Raw genomic sequence first — 19,556 nt, forward strand, 5'->3', positions numbered from 1 at the left:
AAATCCATCTCACGTTTGGGGAAGGGCGGTCAGTTCTCGCAGGCCGGCCCTGAACTCCTCGCACACGCGCGCCGCTTGGCTCTCCGTGACCAGATCCCGTTGGTACTGGAGGCGGAACACCAGACGGTCGCCGTGGCGGGTGCCGTAGAGGCTGAAGGCGAACGAGACGTCGCGGGGCGGTAGGTCGTACGCCTCCAGTTCGACACCGCCGTAGGTCTGGCGGCAGCCGCTCCACGGAATCGCGAAGCCGTCGTCGAGCCAGCCGCCGGCCGACTGCTGGAAGGTCAACGTCGCCTGGAAGAGCGGGTGTTGGCCGTGTCGCTCGGGTGCCAGGGCTCTGATCAGGCGGGACAGCGGGATGTGCGCCGTGTCCAGGACGGTGCGCAGCTCCCGCCAGGTGCGCTCCGCCAGTTCGTCGAGAGCGTCGCCTTCGGGGAAGTCGCCGAGCAGCGGCAGCATGTTGACGAGGTAGCCGACGGTCTCGGCGTAGCGCCAGTCGCTTCGCCCGTGGTGCGGCGTGCCGATGACGATCTGCCGGTGTCCGGTGACCCGGTGCAGCGCGCGCAGGTACGCGGCGGCAAGAAGGACGAACGGGGTGTGCCCGCGCGCCCGGCCGTGGTCGTGGACCTGGCGTGCGGTCGCGGCGTCCACCTCGAAGTCGACGACGGCCGCCGGGTTGCGTCGGCGCCTGGCCGGTAGCGCCTGGGGCAGGAGCAGTTGGTCGCGCAGTGGGTGCCATCGCTCGGTCAGGGCGGCGAGGTGCGTCTTCGCCGTTTCCGAGTCCAGTACGGCCTTCTGGGCGCCGGCCCACTCGATCGCGCCGGCGCCGGCGACGCCGGGGGCGGGGCCGGGGCCGGGGGTGTCGTCGACGCCCAGCACATCGGCCAGGATCTCGGCCATGACGATCCGCAGCGACCAGTAGTCGACGACCACGTGGTGACAGGCGAGCAGCAGCAGGGTGTTGCTCGGGGTGAGTACGGCGGCGGCCCGTACGAGAGGGCCGGACGTCAGCGGGAACCGCCGGTAGGCGACGTCCTCCAGGAAGCGGCGGGCCTCCTGCGGATCCTCGGTCTCCTGTTCCCGGAGCTGGAAGTCCAGCGGGAGGCTGTCGTGCACGACCTGGGTGCCGGTGCCGAGCGGGCCCAGTGTGGTCCGCAGGGCGGGGTGCCGGATGAGCGCGGCGGTGACGGCGGCGCGGAGGCGGTCCGGGTCCAGCCGGCGGGCGACGCGTAGCGCCGTCGGCAGGATGTTGGCGGTGTCCTCCGGGTGCAGTTCGTCGTGGAAGGCGAGTTGGACCTGGCCCTCGGACGCCGGATGGGTTCCGGTGCCGTCACCCGGCGACCCGGTGGCAGGCGTGATCGGTGAGTTGGCGGGGACCGGGGTGGCGGCGAGTTCTTCGGCGATCTCCGCGAGAGAGCGGTCGCCGTAGAAGAGGCCGGCCTCGACCGGCCGCTCCAGGAGGCGCTCCGCTCCGCCCTTCAGCGTCACCAGTTTGAGCGAGTCCAGACCGAGCGCCGCCAGGGGCTGTTTGTGGTCCTCCGGGGTCGGTTCGTATCCCAGGTGGGCGGCGGCGAGCCGGCCGAGTGTGTCGCGCAGTGTCTCCCGGCCGGTGTTCGGCTCGACCGAGGGGGTGCCGACGGGCGCGGGGCGGGGCCGCCGCACGAGGCGCAGGGTGCCGTCGAGGTGGCGCTGTCTGGTCTCGGCCCTGCGTATCTTCCCGCTGGACGTCTTGGGCAGGGAGCCCGGAAAGACGAGGACCACGTCGGAGAGGTGCACGTCGCACTCAGTCCCGACCGCTCGCCGTACCCTCTCGGCCAGTGCGTGCGCCGTCTGTTCGTCGGCGCGCAGTGCGGCCACGCCGTCGCGGGTCGCCTCCAGCACCAGTATGACGTCCCGCTCCCCCGCGTCCGGCTGGAACGCGGCGGCGGCGCCCCGGCGGAGGTACGGGGAGCTGAGGGAGCCGACGCTCTCGATGTCGTGCGGATGGAAGTTGCGTCCGGCGACGATGATGAGGTCCTTGCTCCGCCCCACCGGATAGAGCTGCCCGTCCTTGACGGCGCCGAGGTCGCCGGTGCGCAGGAACGGTCCCTGGTGCCCGGCGACGCGGGCCCGGAAGGTCTTCTCGGTGGCCGCGGGGTCGCCCCAGTAGCCCTGCGCGACGCTCGGGCCGCGCACGCAGATCTCTCCGACTGCCTCGTCCGGCAGGCTCGCGCCGCCCTCGCCGCGGATGACGACGGTGGTGCCGAGGGCGGCAGCGCCCGAGGAGACGATCGCGACGGCGTTCGCCGATCCCCCGGCGGCGGCCTGGAGCCGCCCCTTCTCCAGGGCGCCCCGGTCGAACAGCCCGGTGCGGTGGCCTGCCCCTGGCTGGGCTCCGGAGACGAAGAGGGTGGCCTCCGCCAGCCCGTAGCAGGGGTAGAGGGCATCCGCGTGGAAGCCGTGCTCGGCGTAGCGGGCGGCGAAGCTCCGCAGAGTCTGCTCACTGACCGGTTCGGCTCCGTTGAAGGCGACCCGCCAGGAGCTGAGGTCCACTCCGGCCAGCCGCGCGGGGTCGTAGCGGTCGACGAGGAGCTGGTAGGCGAAGTTGGGCCCGCCGGAGCAGGTGGCGCCGAAGCGGGCGATCGCGGTCGGCCAGATCATCGGATCGTGGACGAAGGCGAAGGTGTTGAGCAGCACGGCGGGGATGCCGTAGAAGAGCGGCAGCAGCGCGGTGCCGATCAGCCCCATGTCGTGGTACATCGGCAGCCAGCTGAGGATGACGTCGTCGGGGCGGACTCCGAAGCCGTCGGCGATCGCCGTCTCGTTCTCCACCAGGTTGCCGTGGCTGACCATCACGCCCTTGGGCCGGCCGGTGGATCCGGAGGTGTACTGCAGGAACGCGAGGTCCCCGGCGGCGAGTTCGACCGGGCGGAACAGCTCGTGGTCGGTCGTCAGCATGGCCTCGACGGTGTGCACCCCGGGCCCGCCCGCAGCGCCCTCCGGCAGAAAGGTCTCCCCCAGCTTCCCGGCGAGTTCGTCGGTGGTGAGCACGTGCGTGGGGCGGCAGCTGTCGGCCACCGCCGCGATGCGGTCGAGCTTGGCGCCGGGCCGTGGCGCGTAGAGCGGCACCGCGACGACGCCGGAGTACAGGCAGCCGAGGAACGCCGTCAGGTAGTCGAGTCCGGGCGGGAAGAGCAGCAGGACCCGGTCACCGGGGCGGGCCGTGCGCTGGAGGTACGCCGCGACCTTCAGCGCCGACCGCTCCAACTCCCGGTATCCGACGGTGCGTTCCACGGCGAGTTCGGTGCCGACGAAGGTGTACGCGGTGGCGTCCGGCCGTTCCCGGGCCCAGTGGGAGAGGGCGGCCGGGATCGAGCGGAACGCCACGGGCGGGCGGGTTCGCAGCTCCGTCACCGTGCCGTCCTCCCTTCCGCCGTCGAGTAGCCCGGCTCCCGCGGGGCGTCGTGGATCCGGGGTGTGACTTGGCCGATGGCGTCGGCGCAGGTCTTGGTGACCTGTGTGGGCGAGTCGCCGTGGACGATGACGTAGCCCAGGCGGTCGTAGGCATCGCGGGGCGGACGTACGGCGGCTCCCGGACGGGCGGTGACGACCACGCGGTCGACGCCGTCGATGTCGCGTGCCTGCTCGACGCCGTCGACCCCGGCGAGTTCTCCTTCCCGGTCGGCGAGGAGGAACTGGATGCCGGCGTGACGGGTCGGCTCTGCGACCGGCTCCGGGGGCTGTCCCAGGGCGACGCGCAGCTGCTGTTCGAGGAGTTCCGTCCCGGTGGCCAGCCGGATGAGTTCCGGGATCATGCCGCCGGCCATCCGGGCGTTGATCTCGATGAGCGCCGGGCCGTCCTCGGTGAGCCGCACCTCGGTGTGGGTGGCGCCCAGCTCGATGCCGACCGCCTCCACGGCACGGCGCACGAGATCCTCCAGCTGTCCCGCCACCGTGCGGGAGAGCGGGGCGGGGAAGAGGTGACGGTGCTCGACGAAGTACGGGGAGCCGGTGACGCTCTTCTCGGTGATGCCGATGCAGCGCGTCTCCCCCTTCCAGCTGAACATCTCCACGCTGAACTCGGGTCCGTCCAGGTACTCCTCGACCAGCGCGGTTCCGGCCGTGGCCAGGCCCCGCGCGTTGACCCGGACGGCGAGGATCCTCTCGACCTGCGCCTCGGCCTGTTCCCGGGTCGTGCACAGGAGCACGTTCGTGGAGCCCGACTCGTCCGCCGGCTTGACCACGCACGGCAGGCCGACCGTGTCGACCGCCGCGGCCACCGATGCGACGTCGGTCACGGCGGCGAAGCGCGGCTGGCGTACCTGGGCGGAGTTCAGTTTCTGCCGCAGCGCCGACTTGTCGCGGCAGGCGGCCACCGCCGCCACGGGGTTGCCCGGCAGTCCCAGCCACGCCGCCAGGTCGGCGACCATCGGGACGTAGAAGTCGCTGGTGGTGGTGATTCCGGTGATCTCCTCCCGGCGGAAGCGGTCCTGGACGGTACGGCGCAGCTCAGCCAGGGAGTTCGTGTCGCAGAGCAGCACCTCGCACTCCGCCTCGGCGAGGCCGGCGTACCGCTCGGGACTGCTGGTCAGGAGGACGGCTTCGTGTCCGAGCCTGCGCGTCGTCTCCAGCGCGAGCATGCCGGTCCCCGTGGTGTTGGACTCCACGAAGAGAAGGTGCCGGCGCAGCCCGGAGGTGCCGTCGCCCTCGCGTGGTGTGCGGGACCACCCGTGCACGACCCGGCCCGGCTCGACGGCCCGGGGCCCGGATGCTGTGTCCAGCTCGTGCAGCCCCTGTTCCGTCCAGTACGGGTCGCTGTACACGGTGTCGACGTAGCGGTCTCCGCGGTCCGGGAGGATGCCGACGATGCGGATGCCCGGTTCGGCCCGGGCGGCGAGGTCGCACAGCACGCGGTACACCGACCCCGAGGTGTTCCCGGCGAAGATCTGCTGGTCTCTGGCGAGGGCGCGGGTGGACTCGAACGCCTCGGCGTCGTTGAGCCAGTGCACTTCGTCGATCAGGCGGCGGTCGAGGTTCTTCGGCAGCAGGCTGTTGCCGAGGCCGCTCTGCAGCCTGCCGGGGAGGTCGGGCTGTCCGAAGAGCACGCTGCCGACGGCGTCGACCCCGACCACGGTCAGGTCCGGCAGCGTGTCCCGCAGGGCACGGGCGGTGCCGCATAAGGATCCCCCGCTGCCCACCGAGCCGACGAGTACGTCGATCGGCCCGAGGTCGCCCAGGATCTCGTCGGCGAGCAGGCGGTAGGCGCCCGGGTTGTCGGGGTTGCTGTACTGCTGTGGCCAGAAGGCGCCCGGCAGGTCGGCGAGCAGGCGGTCGAGCAGTTCCAGCCGGGCGCTCTGCCACCCGTGTTCGCTCATCGCCTCCACGACATGGACCTGGCATCCCAGCGCACGCAGTTTGGCCAGGGTGACCTCGTCGATCCGAGGGTCGGTGACGATGTGCACGTCGTGACCGAGGGCGGTCCCGACGAGGCCGACGCCCAGTGCCATGGTCCCGGAGGAACTCTCGATGATGGGTGCGCCGTCACGGAGGGCGCCGGTGCGTTTCGCCTCCAGGATCATGTTCCGGGCGACGCGGTCCTTCATGGCGAACAGGTTCTGCAGTTCGAGCTTCGCGAAGACCTCGGCACCGGGGGCGCCGGCCACACGAAGGCGTACCAGCGGGGTGTGCCCGATGGCGTCAACCACACTGTTGAAGAGCATGTTCAGGTCCCTGGGTGGTGGCCGACGGATGTGGTGAACGGTGCTTCGGGGGTTTCCGGATCTCGCAGCAGTGGGTCTTCGGGTCTCTCCGGCCCGTCAGGTCTCTGGCCCTCCGGCCCCAGCGAGCGGTAGACGGACACGCTGCCGGTGAACGCGGCGCACGATTTCCGGACGTACTCGACGCTGTCCGCCTGCTCGTCCTCGTCGCCGGGGAGAAGCACACCGAGGTTCGTCCCGCTGTGCGCGAGCACCAGCCCGAGCCCACCGACGTCCCGGCAGATGCGCAGCAGATCGTCGAAGTGTTTTCGCGGAGAGAGCGTGGAGTTCATTTCCGCGCTCCGGGTGGAGACATCACCCACTGTCCGGAGATCACCGACCTGAACAGCGTCCGTGAGTTCCCTCAACAGATGCGCGTACTCCCGCTTCTCGGCTTCGCTGCGTGGCTTCTTCGACTGATTGAACCGGACGGTGTCCACCATTCCCCCGGCGTCGTGGGCGACGATCGTGAGAGGCGGAAGAAATCCCAGCTTCTCGCGCAGCCGCACTTCCCGGTGGTAAAAGGTGACGATTCCCGGGTACATGACGCCGTCCGACGGCTCGATGCCGCGCAGGAACAACTCGATCTCCTTCTCCGTGAGCCGTACGCCCAATGCCTCACCGACGGCGCGGGCCGTGGCCACCAGATCGGCGGAGGAACTGGCGAGGCCCTTTCCCTCGGGCAGATCGGTGGTGATGGTCAGAGAACCGCCGCCGTGATGGCCATGAGCCCGCAGGATGCGCTCCGCGAGCAGACGGGACTTGGTCTTGTGCGGCGGCTGGACCACTACCTCGCGGTGGGATGGTGCGAAGTGGAATTCCGCGGTGGATGAGGAGGTGATCGGAAGGGTGACGAGGAAGTCCAGTTCGTTCTCGGGCAGCACTCCTTGCAACAGTTCGCCGAAGGTTCCGTTCGCGGCACCGACGCCGACGCCGTCCTCCTGGACGGGGCCGTACAGCGATGCCTCGCGCTGTTCACCTGGTGGTCCAGTCATCTGCTCCCCCGTGTCCGTACCGAGCCGGCACGGCCGCTATATGCCGAGTTGACGATCGATTTCCGCGAGCGCGCCGCGAACCCGTTCGCTGCGCCGTCTCCACTGGGCGCGCTGCTCGTCGAGGTGAGCGGCCTGCCCGGCCAGCAGGTCACGCACCGCGTCGGGGTGCGCCGATCCCGCCGACTGCTTCCGGCGCAGGCTCTCCTCCACGTCGAAGGCCACGGCCAGGGCCGGTCCGGGTTCCGCCAGCTCGAAGCCGTGCTTGAGCGCGATCTCGCGCAGCAGTCCGGGGTCGGTCTCGCGCGGCGACAGCCCTCGGCCGGAGGCGGCGACGATGTACTGCCCGGCGATGACCTGCGCTCTGCGCCAGGGCACTTTCTCGTCCAGGGTCAGCAGGTTGGCGAGAGTGAACCCGCCGAGGTACTCACGCTCGCAGACCTCGCGCATCCGGTCCTCGCGGAAGCGGAGGTTGTCCAGCACGGTGCCGAGCAGGCGCAGCACGCTGCGCGCGGCGGTGAAGGCGGGGTAGAGGTGCGCGCCGGCCTCCTTGGAGACCTCGACCGAGTTCGAGTACGGCGTGTTGCGCTGGCCGAGGACGAGGTCGAGGTGGAAGGCGCTGAGGTGGGCGGTCCTGCCCCGGATCCGTTCCAGGATCGGGAAGTTCTTCTTCTGCGGCATCGCGGAGGAGATGCCGGACAGGTCGTCGGGGAGGTCGATGAATCCGTACTCGCTGCTGCCCCAGCTCATGAGGTCGGTCGCGAAACGGCTCAGTGAGACTCCGAGGATGGAGAACTCGGCGGTGATCTCGACCGCCCAGTCGCGGGAGGCCACGGCCGCGAGGGCGTGCGGCCGGACGGCACGGAACCCGAGAAGGTCGGCCATGTGGCGGCGGTCCCACGGCAGTTCCTGGCCCGCCATGGCACCGGCGCCCAGCGGACTGAGGTCGATCCCGTCGTAGGTGGCGAGGAGCCGGGTCAGGGAGTGGACCGTCTGCTCGCACAGGGCCGCCAGATAGAAGCCGGGCGTGATGATCTGGGCGGTCTGAAGGTGGGTGTAGCCCGGCATCGGGATGTCGAGCGTGCGCGAGGCCACGCGATGCACGGTCCGGGCGAAGTCGAGGAGTTGCTCGGCGGTGCGGAGCAACTGTTCTCTGCCGAAGAGGAGTTGGGCGCACGACTGGAAGTCGTTGCGGCTGCGGTCTGCATGCCATCCGGGGATGGGGGTGGCGAGGCGTTCCTCGACGAAACGTTCCAGAGCGAACGCGATGTCCGACATGTTGTCGTCCGGGCTCGCCCGGACGCGTTCGGCGGTGACCTCGGAGAGCAGACGGCCCAACTCCCGGACTCCCTCCGGGGGAACGATGCCCATCCGCCCGTACTCGATCGCGAGTACCTTTTCGATGGCGATGTACCACGGGAGGAGATGTTCTGCCTCGTAATGGAACTGCGGAGCGAGTATCTCGTCGTGGAGCAGAGCACTCGGCGCCGAGTTGATACGCCCGCTGATCGGAGCGGAGGAATTTCCTGCCAAAGATGTCGAAGGGTCCTGCCTCGACCGGTCCTGCTCGGGAATTTCTTTCACCTCCATGAAAAGCTCGTGTCCGGCCCTGCTACGACGCGGCCTGGTAAGTCGTCTGCATCTTCCAGGAGAACCATTGACCGACGGTCACCTGGTCGAGATCCGCCTCGGTGGTTCCCGCCGCCAGTGGTTGCATCGGTTCGACCGACGTGTCGTGATTCGGCAGGTAGAAGAACGGGATGGAGATCCGCGAGGACGTGTTTCCCGGTTCCGGATTGACCACCCGGTGCACGGTCGACTTCCACCGGCCGCCGGTCCAGAAGGCCATCAGGTCACCGATGTTCACGACGAAGCTGCCCGGAACGGCCGGGACGTCCAGCCAGTCCTCTTCGCCGCGGAGCACCTGGAGGCCGCCGAGTGCGTCCTCCACGTACAGCACGGTCAGACTGCCCCAGTCGGTGTGGGCGTCGCGGCGGAGCTGGTCCGCCTGCGGTTCGGGGTAGTAGTAGTTCGCGAGCAGCAGTGACACGTGCTCGTCGAACTTGTCGTCGAAGAAGTCCTCGTCCAGCTCAAGTGCCAGCGCGAACAGCCGCATGATGTCGGCCGACAGTCCTGCCATGGCGGCGATGTACTCGTCCCAGGTCGCCTTGAACCCGGCGTCCGGCCAGATGTTCGCCGCTTTCCAGGTGGCCGGGTAGTCACCGAGTTTCGAGCGTTCCTCTTCGCTCAGGTCTCCGGTCACGTGCGCCGCGAACGCCTCGTACGGCCCGCCGGGGCGGCGCAGCCCGGACACCCCGGCACCTTGGTTCGCGCTCAGCTCCTTTTCCGCTTCCGACAGCGTGAAGAAGCCCTGCGTCGTGGTGTACATGCGGTCCACGAGGTCCTTCGGCACGCCGTGCCCGACGATCGTGAAGAAGCCCGAGGTCTCGCAGGCTCGCCGGATCGCAGCGGACATCTCCGCGCGGCCGGCTTCGGTGTTCCGGCCGGACAGGTCGATGATCGGGACGAAATCGTCTGTCATGACAGCTCCATCGCTCAGGCGGCCTTGACTGCCGCGCCTCTTGCAGAAGTCGGTGGTCCTCACAGAGAGACAAGGCTCCGTGCGGGCTTGAGCCGGGTCGCGCGCCGGGCGGCCAGGACCCCTGCGCCGGTCGCGCCGACGACGGACACCAGGGCGGCGGCGCCCAGGGCGGTGAGGCTGACGCTGACGGGCAGCCCTTCGCCGCCGGCCTCCGGAGCCTCGCCGTGCCCCGTCACGGAGGGCGGAGCGGAGAAGAGGTCGGGGGCGGGGATGTAGGAGAGCAGGCCGGCCAGCGCCGCGCCGACGGCGATACCCACCGCGGCGCCTACGAGTCCGAGGACCAGGGCTTCGACGCGGAAGGCCCTGACGACGTGGGAACGTCGCCAGCCCACGGCCATGAGCAGTCCGATCTCACGGGTCCGTTCGGAGACCAGACCGCGCAGTGCCGTCCAGCTCAAGACCAGGCCGCCGATGCCGCCGACGACCGCGGCGATGGTCGAGAAACGGGCGGAGATACGTCCGACGGCTCCCATGATCTGGACGAGGCTGTCGGGGGTGATGGCGCTCACCTGGCCGACACGGTCGGTGATCCCGGCGGTGACGGCTTCGGTGTCGGCCGAGTTGCCGACCTGCACATGTACCTGGTTGACCTGGTCCGCCGTCAGACCGGCGAGTTCCTGGGCCTCGGCGAGCGGGAGGTAGATGTTCGAGGCCGCCGTCTGCGCCGAGTCCTTGACCTCGACCACTCCGACCACCGTGAAGCTCCGCTCGCCGACCTCGACACGCTGGCCGACCTTGGTGTCGTAGAACGCGGCGTAGTGGCGGTCGAGGACGGCGGCGCCCCGCTCACCGGTGCGCAGGGAGCGGCCCGCGATCAGGTCGTGGTCCAGGATCCGGCCCGGGCCGACCGTCCGCTGCCCGGGGTCGACTCCGGCGACGGTGGTGGTCGAGCGCGCCCCGAAGTCCCAGATCTGCAGCGAGCCCACGGCCGTGTCGACGCCGGGTACGGCGCCCATCTCCCGGACCTCGCCGCTGTCGAAGGTGGCCAGACCGAACGGCTGGCGTACACCGCGTCCGGTCTGCTCCGAGGGGATGCCGCTGTCCGGCCGTGTGACGACCAGATCGGCGGCGATACCCGCGAGCGGTGCGCGGGCGGCCTCGCGGAACCCGGAGCCGAGGGAGGTGAGCGCGATCAGCAGGGCCGCGCCCAGCGCCACCGCGGCGACCACCGCGAGGGCTCGCCGACGGCGGTGTCGCAGCTGGGAGCGGGTGTAGAGGTTCACCGCGGTCATCAGCCCTTCGTCCGCTGTCGCAGGGCGTCGTCGAGGTCCTCGATCTCCCAGTCGCCCTCGGCGCTCTTGATGGGGGCCTCGCCGGTGGGGAAGCCCTTGAAGCTGACTTTTCCGTCGATGAGGACGGCGATCGCGACGTGGCCGGTCAGGTCGTGCTCATCGGTGAAGTCCTTGCCTTCGGGGGTGTCGGCGTCGTACCGGGAGACGCTCACCTTTCCCTTGTAGTCGGCGAGGACCTGCTCGATGTCTTTCAGGACCGGCTGTACGGGAGGGTGGTTGAGGTACACGAGGTCGACGTCCACTCCGGTTGAGGGGTCGTCGGCCTTTTCCTGGTCCTCGCCGCTGCAGCCTGCGGCGGCGAGGACCGCGCTGAGCACGAGTGCCGGGATGAGTTTGCGGTTCATGCGACTTCCAATCCGTCCTGCAGCCTGATCTGCCGGTCCGCGGCGGCGGCCACCTTCTCGTCGTGGGTGACGACGACCAGTGCGAATCCGGTCTCCTGGCGCAGCCGTTGGAACATGTCGAGGATTTCCTGGCCCGTCGAGCTGTCCAGGTTGCCCGTGGGTTCGTCGGCGAGGATCAGCGTCGGTTCACCGACCAGCGCCCGCGCGATCGCGACGCGCTGCTGCTCCCCGCCGGAGAGCTGACCGGGGCGGTGGGTCGTGCGGTGGCCGAGGCCCACCTGTTCCAGGCGCTTCCGGGCCTGCTCGTGGCGCTCGGTGGCGCTCATGCGCAGGGGGTACAGCGGGATGGCCACGTTCTCCAGCGCCGACAGTGTGGGGATCAGATGGAATGCCTGGAAGACCAGACCGACGTGCTCGCGGCGCCAGTCGGCCAGGGCGTCCTCTGCGGTGGGCAGCGCGTCGCCCCGACTGCTGATCCGTCCCGCGTCGGGCGAGTCCAGCCCGGCGAGGAGGTTGAGCAGGGTGCTCTTCCCCGATCCCGACCGGCCCACGATCGCCAGGAACTCGCCGACGTGGATGGTCAGATCGATGCCGGCCACCGCGGTGACGTCACCGAAGGACTTGCGGATCCCCTCGGCCTTCAGGGCTTCACTGGACACGCCATGCCTCCATGGGTTTGATGCCTGCCGCCCGCCTCGCGGCGAACACGCTGACCAGCGCCGCCGCGACCAGGCCGGCCAGGGCTGCGGAGGCGATCAGAAGCACGTCGAGCGAAGCCCGCAGCGGGACGGTTAGGGACAGTTGCCGGGCTCCGCCGGCGAGGAAGTGCGGGGTGGGGCTGAGTTCCCAGGGGACCGGCACGGTGACCTGAGTGGTGCTCAGGGCCCAGGTCACCCCCACGGCCGCCAGGACGCCGATCACCAGGCCCAGCGCCGTGATGGCCGTCGTCTCCGCGGTGAGCTGGGCGGTCACCGAGCGGCGCGGCCAGCCCACCGCACGCAGTACGGCGACATCCCGGCGCCGCTCGGCGAGGTTGGCGCCGACCGTACGTGCGAGCCCGGCCGCCGCGACGAGCAGGGCGGCGATGCCGACCAGCAGGCCGAAGCGGTCGATCAGGGAGAACGTCGAGCCCAGGGCGTCGTCGAAGGACTGCGGCGTGGTGATGAGACTGTCCTTGCCGAGTCCGGCGGCGATCTCGCGGGCGACCGCCTCGCTCTGGGAGGGCTGGGCGGTGACGAAGACCATGTTGATGTCGGTCGGGCCGGAGATCCCGGCAGCGGCGGTGATCTTCTGCGCGTCACCCAGAGGCAGGTAGGCGTTGGCGTTGGCGATCTGTCCGGCGCGACTGGTGTCGACGAGGCCGACCACCTCGAACGCCCGGCCGGCGATGGAGAAGGTGTCACCGGTCTTGATCTGCTTCTGCTCCGCATAGCTGAGGTCGAGCACGACGGCCCCGGAGTCCTGGGGTTTCAGGAAGCGTCCGTCGCGCAGACCGGCGCTCAGTCGGCCCGGCCCGATCCGCTCCGCCGGATCCATGCCCAGCGTGACGACCAGATCCTCGTCCTGGAAGGACCAGAAGATCAGGGCTCGGCTGGTCGCCTCGACGCCCTCGGTGGCGGCGACGGCCGAAGCCTCCTCGTCGGTGATCGCCGCGGCGGAGTGCGGGAAGACGGCGCCCTCGAACGCCTTCGGCCGGTCACCCTCGCGCTGGGCCACGATGTCGGTGCCGATCTCGGACAGCGGGGCTCTGGCCGCTTCGCGGTAGCCGGTGCCGTACGCCTGGAGGCTCAGGAAGAGCGCGAGGCCGATGGCAAGGCTGATCGCACCGGTGAGTGTCCGGATGGGCCGACCCTTCAACTCGGCCCATACCAGAGTGAATCGGGGCACTGTTTCCTCCTTCACATGAGGTGGTGGGCAAGGAGCCGGAGCAGCCCGAAGGCGGCGCCCGCGGCGACGAGTACGAGGGCGGACTGCGGCCGGCGCCACAGGATCAGGGCCGCTCCCGCGGCGAGGCCTGCGGTGAGCGGGTCCACGATCCCGGTCCGGGCGAACTCGACGGTGACCCCGGCCAGCACTCCGATCGAGCCAAGGGTGATGCCGTCGAGGAGGGCGCGGGTCCAGTCGTGGGCGCGGATGAAGCGCAGCAGCGGGCCGGCCGCCACCATCAGCGCGAAGGACGGAAGCACCACGACGACGGTGACGACGAGCGCGCCCAGCGGCCCGCCCAGGGTGTAGCCGAGGAAGGTGGCCGTGTTCAGGACAGGGCCCGGGGTCACCTGTCCCACCGAGATGGCGTCCAGGAGTTCCGTCTCGGTGATCCAGCCGCGGTCGACCACCAACTCGCCGCGCAGCAGCGCCATCAGCACGGCCCCGCCGCCGAACAGCAGCGCGCCTGCCTTGAGGAACACACCGGCCAGCGAGACCAGATCGGTGTTCCCCATGGGGGCGGCCAGCGGGATCATCAGGGCGCCCTGTTTGTTCTGCCGGACGGTGTCGCGATGCCGGGCCGCCAGCGCGAGAACCCCTGCGGCGGCGAGGAGGAGGAGTTCGTCGACTCCCAGGACGTACGCGAGAGCCACCGCGGCCATGAGGACGGCACGCAGCGGCCTCCGGAGCTTGGCGGTCTTCGCCAGCCGTACGACCGTCCAGGCCGTGACCGCGACGACCACCGGCTTGATGCCGTACAGCAGCCCGGTTGCCGCGGGGGTGGTCCCGTACTCCACATAGAGGGCGCCCAGGAGGGCGGCGAGGAGGGCGCCGGGAAGGATGAACGCCACGCCTCCGAGCACGAACCCCGCCCGCCCGGCCCGGCGCTGGCCTATGTGCATGGCCATCTCGACGGCGTTCGGGCCGGGCAGGACACTGACCATGCCGGTCAGGTCGAGGAAGTCGCGCTTGTCGATCCATCGCAGACCGAGTACGACCTTGCTGTGGACCAGCCCCATGGTGGCCGCCGGTCCGCCGAACGACAGCGAGCCGATGCGCAGGAACACCCAGAAGACCTCGGCTGCCGCCCGGCCCCGCGCAGGTTGCCGTACTTCGGTCATGCCGGGAACACCTCGATCTCGGTGGCCTTCACCGAGGCCCAGACCATGTCACCGGGTCCCAGGCCCAGTTCGGCGAACGCCTCGGCGGTGACCTCGGCGACGAGCGAAGGCTTGCCGGCCAACGCGACCCGCAGCACGTCGCGTTCGACGTCGAGGCTCTCGATCCGGCATGCCCAGGCGTTGCGCGGCGATCCGCCGGGGCGTTCCCGGTGCAGGGCCACCGCACGGGGCCTGATGCCGGCCCACACGTCGCCGTGCCTGCCGTCGGGCACGACCAGTTGGAAGCCGCCGTCCACGGTCAGCCGGCCGCGCTCGGCCCAGCCGCGCAGCAGGTTGACGCCGACGAACTGTGCGACGTACTGCGAACGCGGTCGTGCCGTCACCTCGGCCGGGGTGCCGGTCTGCACCACCCGTCCGTCCTCCAGGATGATCAGCCGGTCGCCGAGGGTGAAGGCTTCGGTGGGGTCGTGCGTCACCACCAGCCGTACGCCGGGGAAGGAGCCCAGCGCCCGCTGCAGGTCGCGGCGCATCTCGGCGCGCATGCCGACGTCGAGCGCGGACAACGGCTCGTCCAGCAGCAGCATCTCCGGTGCCACCGCCAGCGCCCTGGCCATGGCGACCCGCTGTGCCTGGCCGCCGGACAGCTCGGCCGGTCGCGCCGCTGCACGGTCGGCGAGCCCCAGCCGGTCCAGCCACTCGGTGGCCCGCCGGGACGCCTCGCGGCGGGGCACCCGGCGGCAGCACAGCCCGAAGGCGACGTTGTCCACGGCGCTCAGGTTCGGGAAGAGGCGCAGGTTCTGGAAGACGACGCCGACCGGACGGCACTCGGGCGGTACGAAGGTCCTGGCGGCCGGCTCGTCGAGCACCCGGCCGTTCAGGCTGAGCCGTCCCGCGTCGAGACGGTGCAGTCCGGCCAGGGCGCGCAGCATCGTGCTCTTCCCCGCCCCGTTGGGGCCGAGGATGGCGACGGTCTCCCCCTCGCCGACCTCGATGTCGACGTCGAGGCCGAAGGTTCCGTTCACGACGTGCATCTGCGCTGTGAGGGTCACAGGCCACCTGCCCACTGCTTGCGCAGGCCGATCAGGATGCTCAAGGACACCGCCAGGAGCAGCAGGCTGAGGACGACCGCCGCTTCGGGGCTCTGCTCCAGGGCGACGTAGACCGCGAGCGGCAGGGTCTGGGTGGTGCCGGGGAGGTTGCCGGCGAAGGTGATGGTGGCGCCGAACTCGCCCAGGGCACGCGCCCAGCACAGGACCGCCCCCGAGAGCAGGGACGGACGGATCTGCGGCAGGGTGACCCGTCGGAAAACCGTCCACGGGCTCGCGCCGAGGGTCCGGGCCGCCTCCTCCAGCTGACGGTCCGCGGACTGCAGCGCACCGCACACCGTCAGGACCAGGAAGGGCATCGCCACGAACGTCTCGGCGAGGATCACGCCGTGGGTGGAGAAGGCCAGGCGGATACCGAACGTCTCGTCGAGGAACCGGCCGAAGACGCCCTCGCGCCCGAACGCCAGCAGCAGCGCCACACCGCCGACGACCGGCGGCATCACCACGGGCAGGGTGGTGATGGCGCGCAGGACCGAGCGGCCCGGCAGTTGAGTGCGCGTCAGGATCCACGCCACCGGAACGCCCAGGACCAGGCACAGTGCGGTCGCGCAGAGCGAGCACATCAGGGAGACCTGGAGCGCGTCGCGGGCCTGCGGGGACCACAGCTGGGTGGCCGCGTCGGCCCACGGGACGCGCCACAGCAGGGATACGAGGGGCGCGGCGAACAGTGTCAGTCCGAGGCCGCCGAGCAGCATGACCGTCACCGCCAGCCACCGCGAGCGGCGGGCTCGCGGTGGCGGCGGAGCCGCGGCGACCGGGGGTGGGGCCGTGACTGTCATTGCGGGTCCCGGAAACCGTGCTGCTTCAGGATCTCCTTGCCCTCGGAGGACAGCAGGAAGTCCAGGAACACCTTGGCGCCGGCGGCGTTCTCCCCGGACTTGAGGACACTGGCCGGGTAGTGGGCCACGACGTTCTGATCCTCGGCGATGGCCACCGCGTCCGCTTTGCCCGAGGCCGCCTTGGCGTCCGTGGCGTACACGATGCCGGCGTCCGCCTCCCCGAGCGTCACGCGGCTGACGACCTGCTTCACGTCGAGTTCCTCACCGCCTCTCGGCACAGGCACATCCGCGCGCTCCAGCGCCTGGCGTGCGTAGCGGCCGGCGGGGACCTGGGGCCCGCACAGCGAGACCGTCAGATCCTCGCGGTTCAGGTCCTCCAGCCCGCGGATCTTGTCGGGATTGCCCTTCCGGACCAGGAGGCTCAGCGTGTTGTCCGCGAAGAGCCGCACGGGGCCGTCGGTGAGCCCCGCGTCCACCGCCTTGTCCATGGTGGGCTCGTCGGCGGAGGCGAAGAGGTCCGCGGGAGCGCCGTTGCGCAACTGCGCCACCAGGGTGGAGGAACCGCCCAGGTTGAGCCGGATCTCCATGCCCGGATGCACCTTGGCGAACGCGCTCTTCGCCTCTTCCAGAGCGCCGCTGAGGGAGGACGCGGCGAAGACGGTGACCGGCTTCGTCCCGTGCCCGCCCTGCTCGGCGCCGTCTGCACTGCCGCATCCGGACACCGCCAGGGCCAGCACGGCGGAGGTGACAGCCCCGGCGATCCACTGTCGTGCCATGCGGGTCAGCCCCCGGCCATGGCGGGGACGACGTGGACTTCGTCCCGGTCGGTCAGGCCGGTCTTCGGCCCGTCCAGCCCGCGTATGTCGTCGCCGTTGACGAAGACGTTGATGTGCCTGAGCAGCCCGCCGTCCTTGCCGCGCAGGAGATCGCGGACCATGGGGTAGCTGGCGATGAGGTTGTCGAACACCTCGGCCACCGTGCTGCCCGGCACGTCGACGGTGGCCTTGTTCTCGGTGTGCTTGCGCATGATGGTGGGGACGAAGATCTTCGGCATGGGATTCTCCCTCAACAGTCGTTGTTGTCGAGGTGGCCGCAGACCGGACATTCCGGTCGGCGGGCCACGTTGAGCAGCCGGGTCATGTTCGTACGGAGATCGAAGAACATCAGTTGCGAGTCCAGCGGCTCGGCGAATCCGGTGATCATCTTGATCACCTCCATGGCCATCACGGTGCCCACCAGACCGGGCGCCGTGCTCAGGGCGGGGAAGACCTTGATGTTCGTCCAGTAGGGCGGCTTGGTCGGGTAGATGCACGACAGGCACGGCGTGCGGCCCGGCCGGACGGTGGTGATGTAGCCCTCGGTGTCGTACATCGCTCCGGAGACCAGCGGGATGCCCAGTTCGACCGCGGCCTTGTTGAGGGCGTAGCGCTCCTCGAAGAGCGGCGCGCCGTCCGCGATGAGGTTGGCGTCGCCCACTATCCGGAGGACGTTGTCGTCGGTCACGTACTCGGAGTAGGTGGTCACCTCGACGTCGGGATTGATCCGGTGGAGGCTGTCGGCGAACGCGTCCACGCAAGGGCGTCCGACGTCCTTTGGGTTGGCGAGCAGCATTCGGTTCAGGTACTCCGGCACGATCTCGCCGCCGTGTGCGACGGTGATGCGGCCCACGCCGGCCATCGCGAGGTGCGTCGCGACCGTGCCGCCGACTCCGCCGCCGCGCGAGATGGCGACATGGGCGTCGCGGAGCCGGCGCTGGCCTTCGATGCCGAAGCCTTCCAGCCGGAGCTGGCGAGAGTATCGATCGAGTTGGAACTGGGTGAAGTCTGGCGCTTGAAGCGTCATCCTCATTCCCCCCGTTGTCCTGGATCGGCTGATTGTTCGAACAGCGACGACCGTAGGGGGACGCGGATCAGGGGCTGTGCAGCAGAACGTCAAGGGCACGGCAAGAGCCCGACAAGGGTGGGCGCGCCGGTTGGCCGATCGACGATCCCCCAGTAAGGGCGGCGCGGCACCGGGGTCGGATCGATGTCGCACAGGGCAACCGTTTTGATGACAAGTCATACGGTGCCGTCGGACCCGGGGTCCGCCCGGCCGGACAGTGGTGCACCCGTCCCCCACCGGTCACGGGAGCAAGCAGGCCAAGGCTGTTCAGCGGAATGTCAAGAACAAGGCAACGGATCGGCAAGTGCGACGGCGTGTCCTGCGGACCGCCGTCCTCAGTTCGCCGCGGCCCGGGGGCACACGGGCACGAGCACCGGGCTCTCGGTGGCCTGTGCCGCCCGGGGGCAGAGCGGCATCCGCACTCGTGCCTCGATGCCGTGCGGCGCCGTCGGCAGCAGGCGCAGCGATCCGCCGTTGGCCTTGGCGAGGGTGTCGGCGATCGCCAGTCCCAGTCCCGATCCCTCGTGTCCGGCGGATTTCCCGCCGCGCCAGAACCGGTCGAGGGCGCGTCGGCAGTCCTCCGCCGACATGCCCGGGCCTTCGTCGATCACCTGGATCTGCGCGTACGCTCCCGCGACCATGTGACGAACGGTGATCGAGGTGTCCGCGTCGGACACGTGGAGCGCGTTGTCGATCAGCACGTCGAGAATCTGCTCGAGATGGCCCGGTACGCAGGCCGAGACGGTCCCGTTGGTGCCGGGGGCGAGCAGGGTGATCTGTTTGTGGGCGGCGGCCTGCTCCCAGGCGGCCACCCGGGTCGCGATGACCTCCGCGACGTCCACCGGTGCCACGGACTGGTCCCGGCCTTCGGCCCGGGCGAGCCGCAGAAGTTGGTCGAGCAGCGTGGAGAGGCGTTCGATCTCCGCCACGGCCTGCTGAAGCTGCTTCATGGCCTCCGGTCGGACTCCCGACTCCAGAGTCTCGACCCGCAGCCGCAGCGCGGTCAGGGGATTCCGCATCTGGTGCGAGGCGTCGGCCACGAAGGCCCGCTGCGTCTCCAGCAGCGTCACCAGGTGATCAGCCATCCGGTTGAACCCGGCGGCCAGTCCGTGCATTTCAGGGGGACCGGCGCCGCACCGCACGCGGACGTCGTACGCCCCGTCGATGATGGCGTGCACCGTGTTGTCGAACTCCCGGATGGGGCGCAGCAGCCACCGGCTCAGCGGCACGCTGGCGAGGCCGACCGCGGCCAACGCCAGGGCCCCCGCGCAGATCAGCAGCAGGGTGTGGCTCTCCACGTCCCGTTGCACCGCCGCGCTCGAAGCGACGGAACCCAGGGCCCCGATCACCTCGTCCCCCTGGCGGACGGGCTCGGCGAGGAGCACCTTGCCCGGGCGTATGGAATGGCCGAGATCCTGGGACGGTTCGATGCTCTCGCCGCGCAACGCCTTTGCCAGCGGAGAGCGGAGTGCGGTCGCGGCGACGTCGATGTCCGTGCGCGACGCCGCGGTCACCCTGCCGTTGGTGTCGACGAGGACGACCGCGGTCTGGTGGTTCGCTTCGTAGCGTCGCAGCCGCTTCTCGAAGGCCGTCGCCGATGCCTGGTCCTCCAGCACCGCCGTGGCCTCCACGGCCAGTTCACGGGCTTCCCCGGCCCGGGTCATGGCCAGTTGGTGGTAGGCACTCATCGAGTAGCTGAGGGCCAGCGGGACCTCGAGCATCAACAGAATGACCGCAGTGAGGGTCAGATAGGTGAGGAGCAGCTTTCTCCGCACGGG

At 70.1% G+C, this 19,556-nt stretch carries 16 protein-coding genes; all 16 read right to left on the bottom strand.

The window, feature by feature from the left end; translation table 11 throughout:
* Positions 1-9: 9 nt before the first annotated feature.
* Positions 10-3,393 (bottom strand): AMP-binding protein, encoded by a 3,384-nt coding sequence (locus ACWDR4_RS06000; RefSeq protein ID WP_450404430.1) that lies wholly within the window; start codon positions 3,391-3,393, stop codon positions 10-12.
* Positions 3,390-5,699 (bottom strand): pyridoxal-phosphate dependent enzyme, encoded by a 2,310-nt coding sequence (locus ACWDR4_RS06005; protein ID WP_450404432.1) that lies wholly within the window; start codon positions 5,697-5,699, stop codon positions 3,390-3,392. Before ACWDR4_RS06005 ends, ACWDR4_RS06000 begins: the two co-directional genes overlap by 4 nt.
* Before the next feature lie 2 nt (positions 5,700-5,701).
* Positions 5,702-6,730, bottom strand: a complete 1,029-nt coding sequence (locus tag ACWDR4_RS06010) for a GHMP family kinase ATP-binding protein (protein WP_450404435.1) — start codon at positions 6,728-6,730, stop codon at positions 5,702-5,704.
* A 36-nt stretch (positions 6,731-6,766) separates the two neighbouring features.
* Positions 6,767-8,260, bottom strand: coding sequence for a lyase family protein (locus ACWDR4_RS06015; RefSeq protein ID WP_450404437.1), 1,494 nt, complete (start codon positions 8,258-8,260; stop codon positions 6,767-6,769).
* Positions 8,261-8,339: 79 nt separating this feature from the next.
* The gene (locus tag ACWDR4_RS06020) at positions 8,340-9,269 is read right to left on the bottom strand and encodes an isopenicillin N synthase family dioxygenase (RefSeq protein ID WP_450404440.1); all 930 of its coding nucleotides are present in this window, start codon (positions 9,267-9,269) and stop codon (positions 8,340-8,342) included.
* A gap of 59 nt (positions 9,270-9,328) precedes the next feature.
* Entirely contained in the window at positions 9,329-10,561 is a 1,233-nt protein-coding gene (locus ACWDR4_RS06025) for an ABC transporter permease (RefSeq protein WP_450404443.1), read from the bottom strand.
* Entirely contained in the window at positions 10,561-10,965 is a 405-nt protein-coding gene (locus ACWDR4_RS06030; protein WP_450404445.1) for a hypothetical protein, read from the bottom strand. The genes ACWDR4_RS06025 and ACWDR4_RS06030 overlap by 1 nt, the downstream gene beginning before the upstream one ends.
* Positions 10,962-11,624: an ABC transporter ATP-binding protein gene (locus ACWDR4_RS06035; protein ID WP_450404448.1), complete on the bottom strand. Its 663-nt coding sequence runs from the start codon at positions 11,622-11,624 to the stop codon at positions 10,962-10,964. Before ACWDR4_RS06035 ends, ACWDR4_RS06030 begins: the two co-directional genes overlap by 4 nt.
* A complete protein-coding gene (locus ACWDR4_RS06040) occupies positions 11,614-12,852 on the bottom strand; it encodes an ABC transporter permease (RefSeq protein ID WP_450404451.1) in 1,239 nt (412 codons plus the stop codon). The genes ACWDR4_RS06035 and ACWDR4_RS06040 overlap by 11 nt, the downstream gene beginning before the upstream one ends.
* An 11-nt stretch (positions 12,853-12,863) precedes the next feature.
* Entirely contained in the window at positions 12,864-14,012 is a 1,149-nt protein-coding gene (gene chrA / locus ACWDR4_RS06045) for a chromate efflux transporter (RefSeq protein ID WP_450404453.1), read from the bottom strand.
* Positions 14,009-15,061, bottom strand: a complete 1,053-nt coding sequence (locus tag ACWDR4_RS06050) for an ABC transporter ATP-binding protein (RefSeq protein WP_450404456.1) — start codon at positions 15,059-15,061, stop codon at positions 14,009-14,011. The genes chrA and ACWDR4_RS06050 overlap by 4 nt, the downstream gene beginning before the upstream one ends.
* Positions 15,058-15,897 carry an ABC transporter permease gene (locus ACWDR4_RS06055; RefSeq protein WP_450404459.1) on the bottom strand — a complete coding sequence of 280 codons (840 nt, stop codon included), beginning with the start codon at positions 15,895-15,897 and terminating at the stop codon, positions 15,058-15,060. Before ACWDR4_RS06055 ends, ACWDR4_RS06050 begins: the two co-directional genes overlap by 4 nt.
* A complete protein-coding gene (modA, locus tag ACWDR4_RS06060; RefSeq protein WP_450404461.1) occupies positions 15,894-16,673 on the bottom strand; it encodes a molybdate ABC transporter substrate-binding protein in 780 nt (259 codons plus the stop codon). The genes ACWDR4_RS06055 and modA overlap by 4 nt, the downstream gene beginning before the upstream one ends.
* A gap of 5 nt (positions 16,674-16,678) precedes the next feature.
* Positions 16,679-16,951, bottom strand: coding sequence for a MoaD/ThiS family protein (locus ACWDR4_RS06065; protein ID WP_450404464.1), 273 nt, complete (start codon positions 16,949-16,951; stop codon positions 16,679-16,681).
* An 11-nt stretch (positions 16,952-16,962) separates the two neighbouring features.
* Positions 16,963-17,739 carry a HesA/MoeB/ThiF family protein gene (locus ACWDR4_RS06070; RefSeq protein ID WP_450404467.1) on the bottom strand — a complete coding sequence of 259 codons (777 nt, stop codon included), beginning with the start codon at positions 17,737-17,739 and terminating at the stop codon, positions 16,963-16,965.
* A gap of 374 nt (positions 17,740-18,113) precedes the next feature.
* A complete protein-coding gene (locus tag ACWDR4_RS06075) occupies positions 18,114-19,553 on the bottom strand; it encodes an ATP-binding protein (protein WP_450404469.1) in 1,440 nt (479 codons plus the stop codon).
* Positions 19,554-19,556 lie beyond the last annotated feature (3 nt).

This window comes from Streptomyces sp. NPDC000878 (genome assembly GCF_053599695.1).

Coding starts and splice junctions, on each gene's coding strand:
- ACWDR4_RS06005 (WP_450404432.1), bottom strand. CDS start 5,699: ATGCTCTTCAACAGTGTGGTTGACGCCATCGGGCACACCCCGCTGGTA.
- ACWDR4_RS06010 (WP_450404435.1), bottom strand. CDS start 6,730: ATGACTGGACCACCAGGTGAACAGCGCGAGGCATCGCTGTACGGCCCC.
- ACWDR4_RS06020 (WP_450404440.1), bottom strand. CDS start 9,269: ATGACAGACGATTTCGTCCCGATCATCGACCTGTCCGGCCGGAACACC.
- ACWDR4_RS06025 (WP_450404443.1), bottom strand. CDS start 10,561: ATGACCGCGGTGAACCTCTACACCCGCTCCCAGCTGCGACACCGCCGT.
- ACWDR4_RS06030 (WP_450404445.1), bottom strand. CDS start 10,965: ATGAACCGCAAACTCATCCCGGCACTCGTGCTCAGCGCGGTCCTCGCC.
- chrA (WP_450404453.1), bottom strand. CDS start 14,012: ATGACCGAAGTACGGCAACCTGCGCGGGGCCGGGCGGCAGCCGAGGTC.
- ACWDR4_RS06055 (WP_450404459.1), bottom strand. CDS start 15,897: ATGACAGTCACGGCCCCACCCCCGGTCGCCGCGGCTCCGCCGCCACCG.
- modA (WP_450404461.1), bottom strand. CDS start 16,673: ATGGCACGACAGTGGATCGCCGGGGCTGTCACCTCCGCCGTGCTGGCC.
- ACWDR4_RS06065 (WP_450404464.1), bottom strand. CDS start 16,951: ATGCCGAAGATCTTCGTCCCCACCATCATGCGCAAGCACACCGAGAAC.
- ACWDR4_RS06070 (WP_450404467.1), bottom strand. CDS start 17,739: ATGACGCTTCAAGCGCCAGACTTCACCCAGTTCCAACTCGATCGATAC.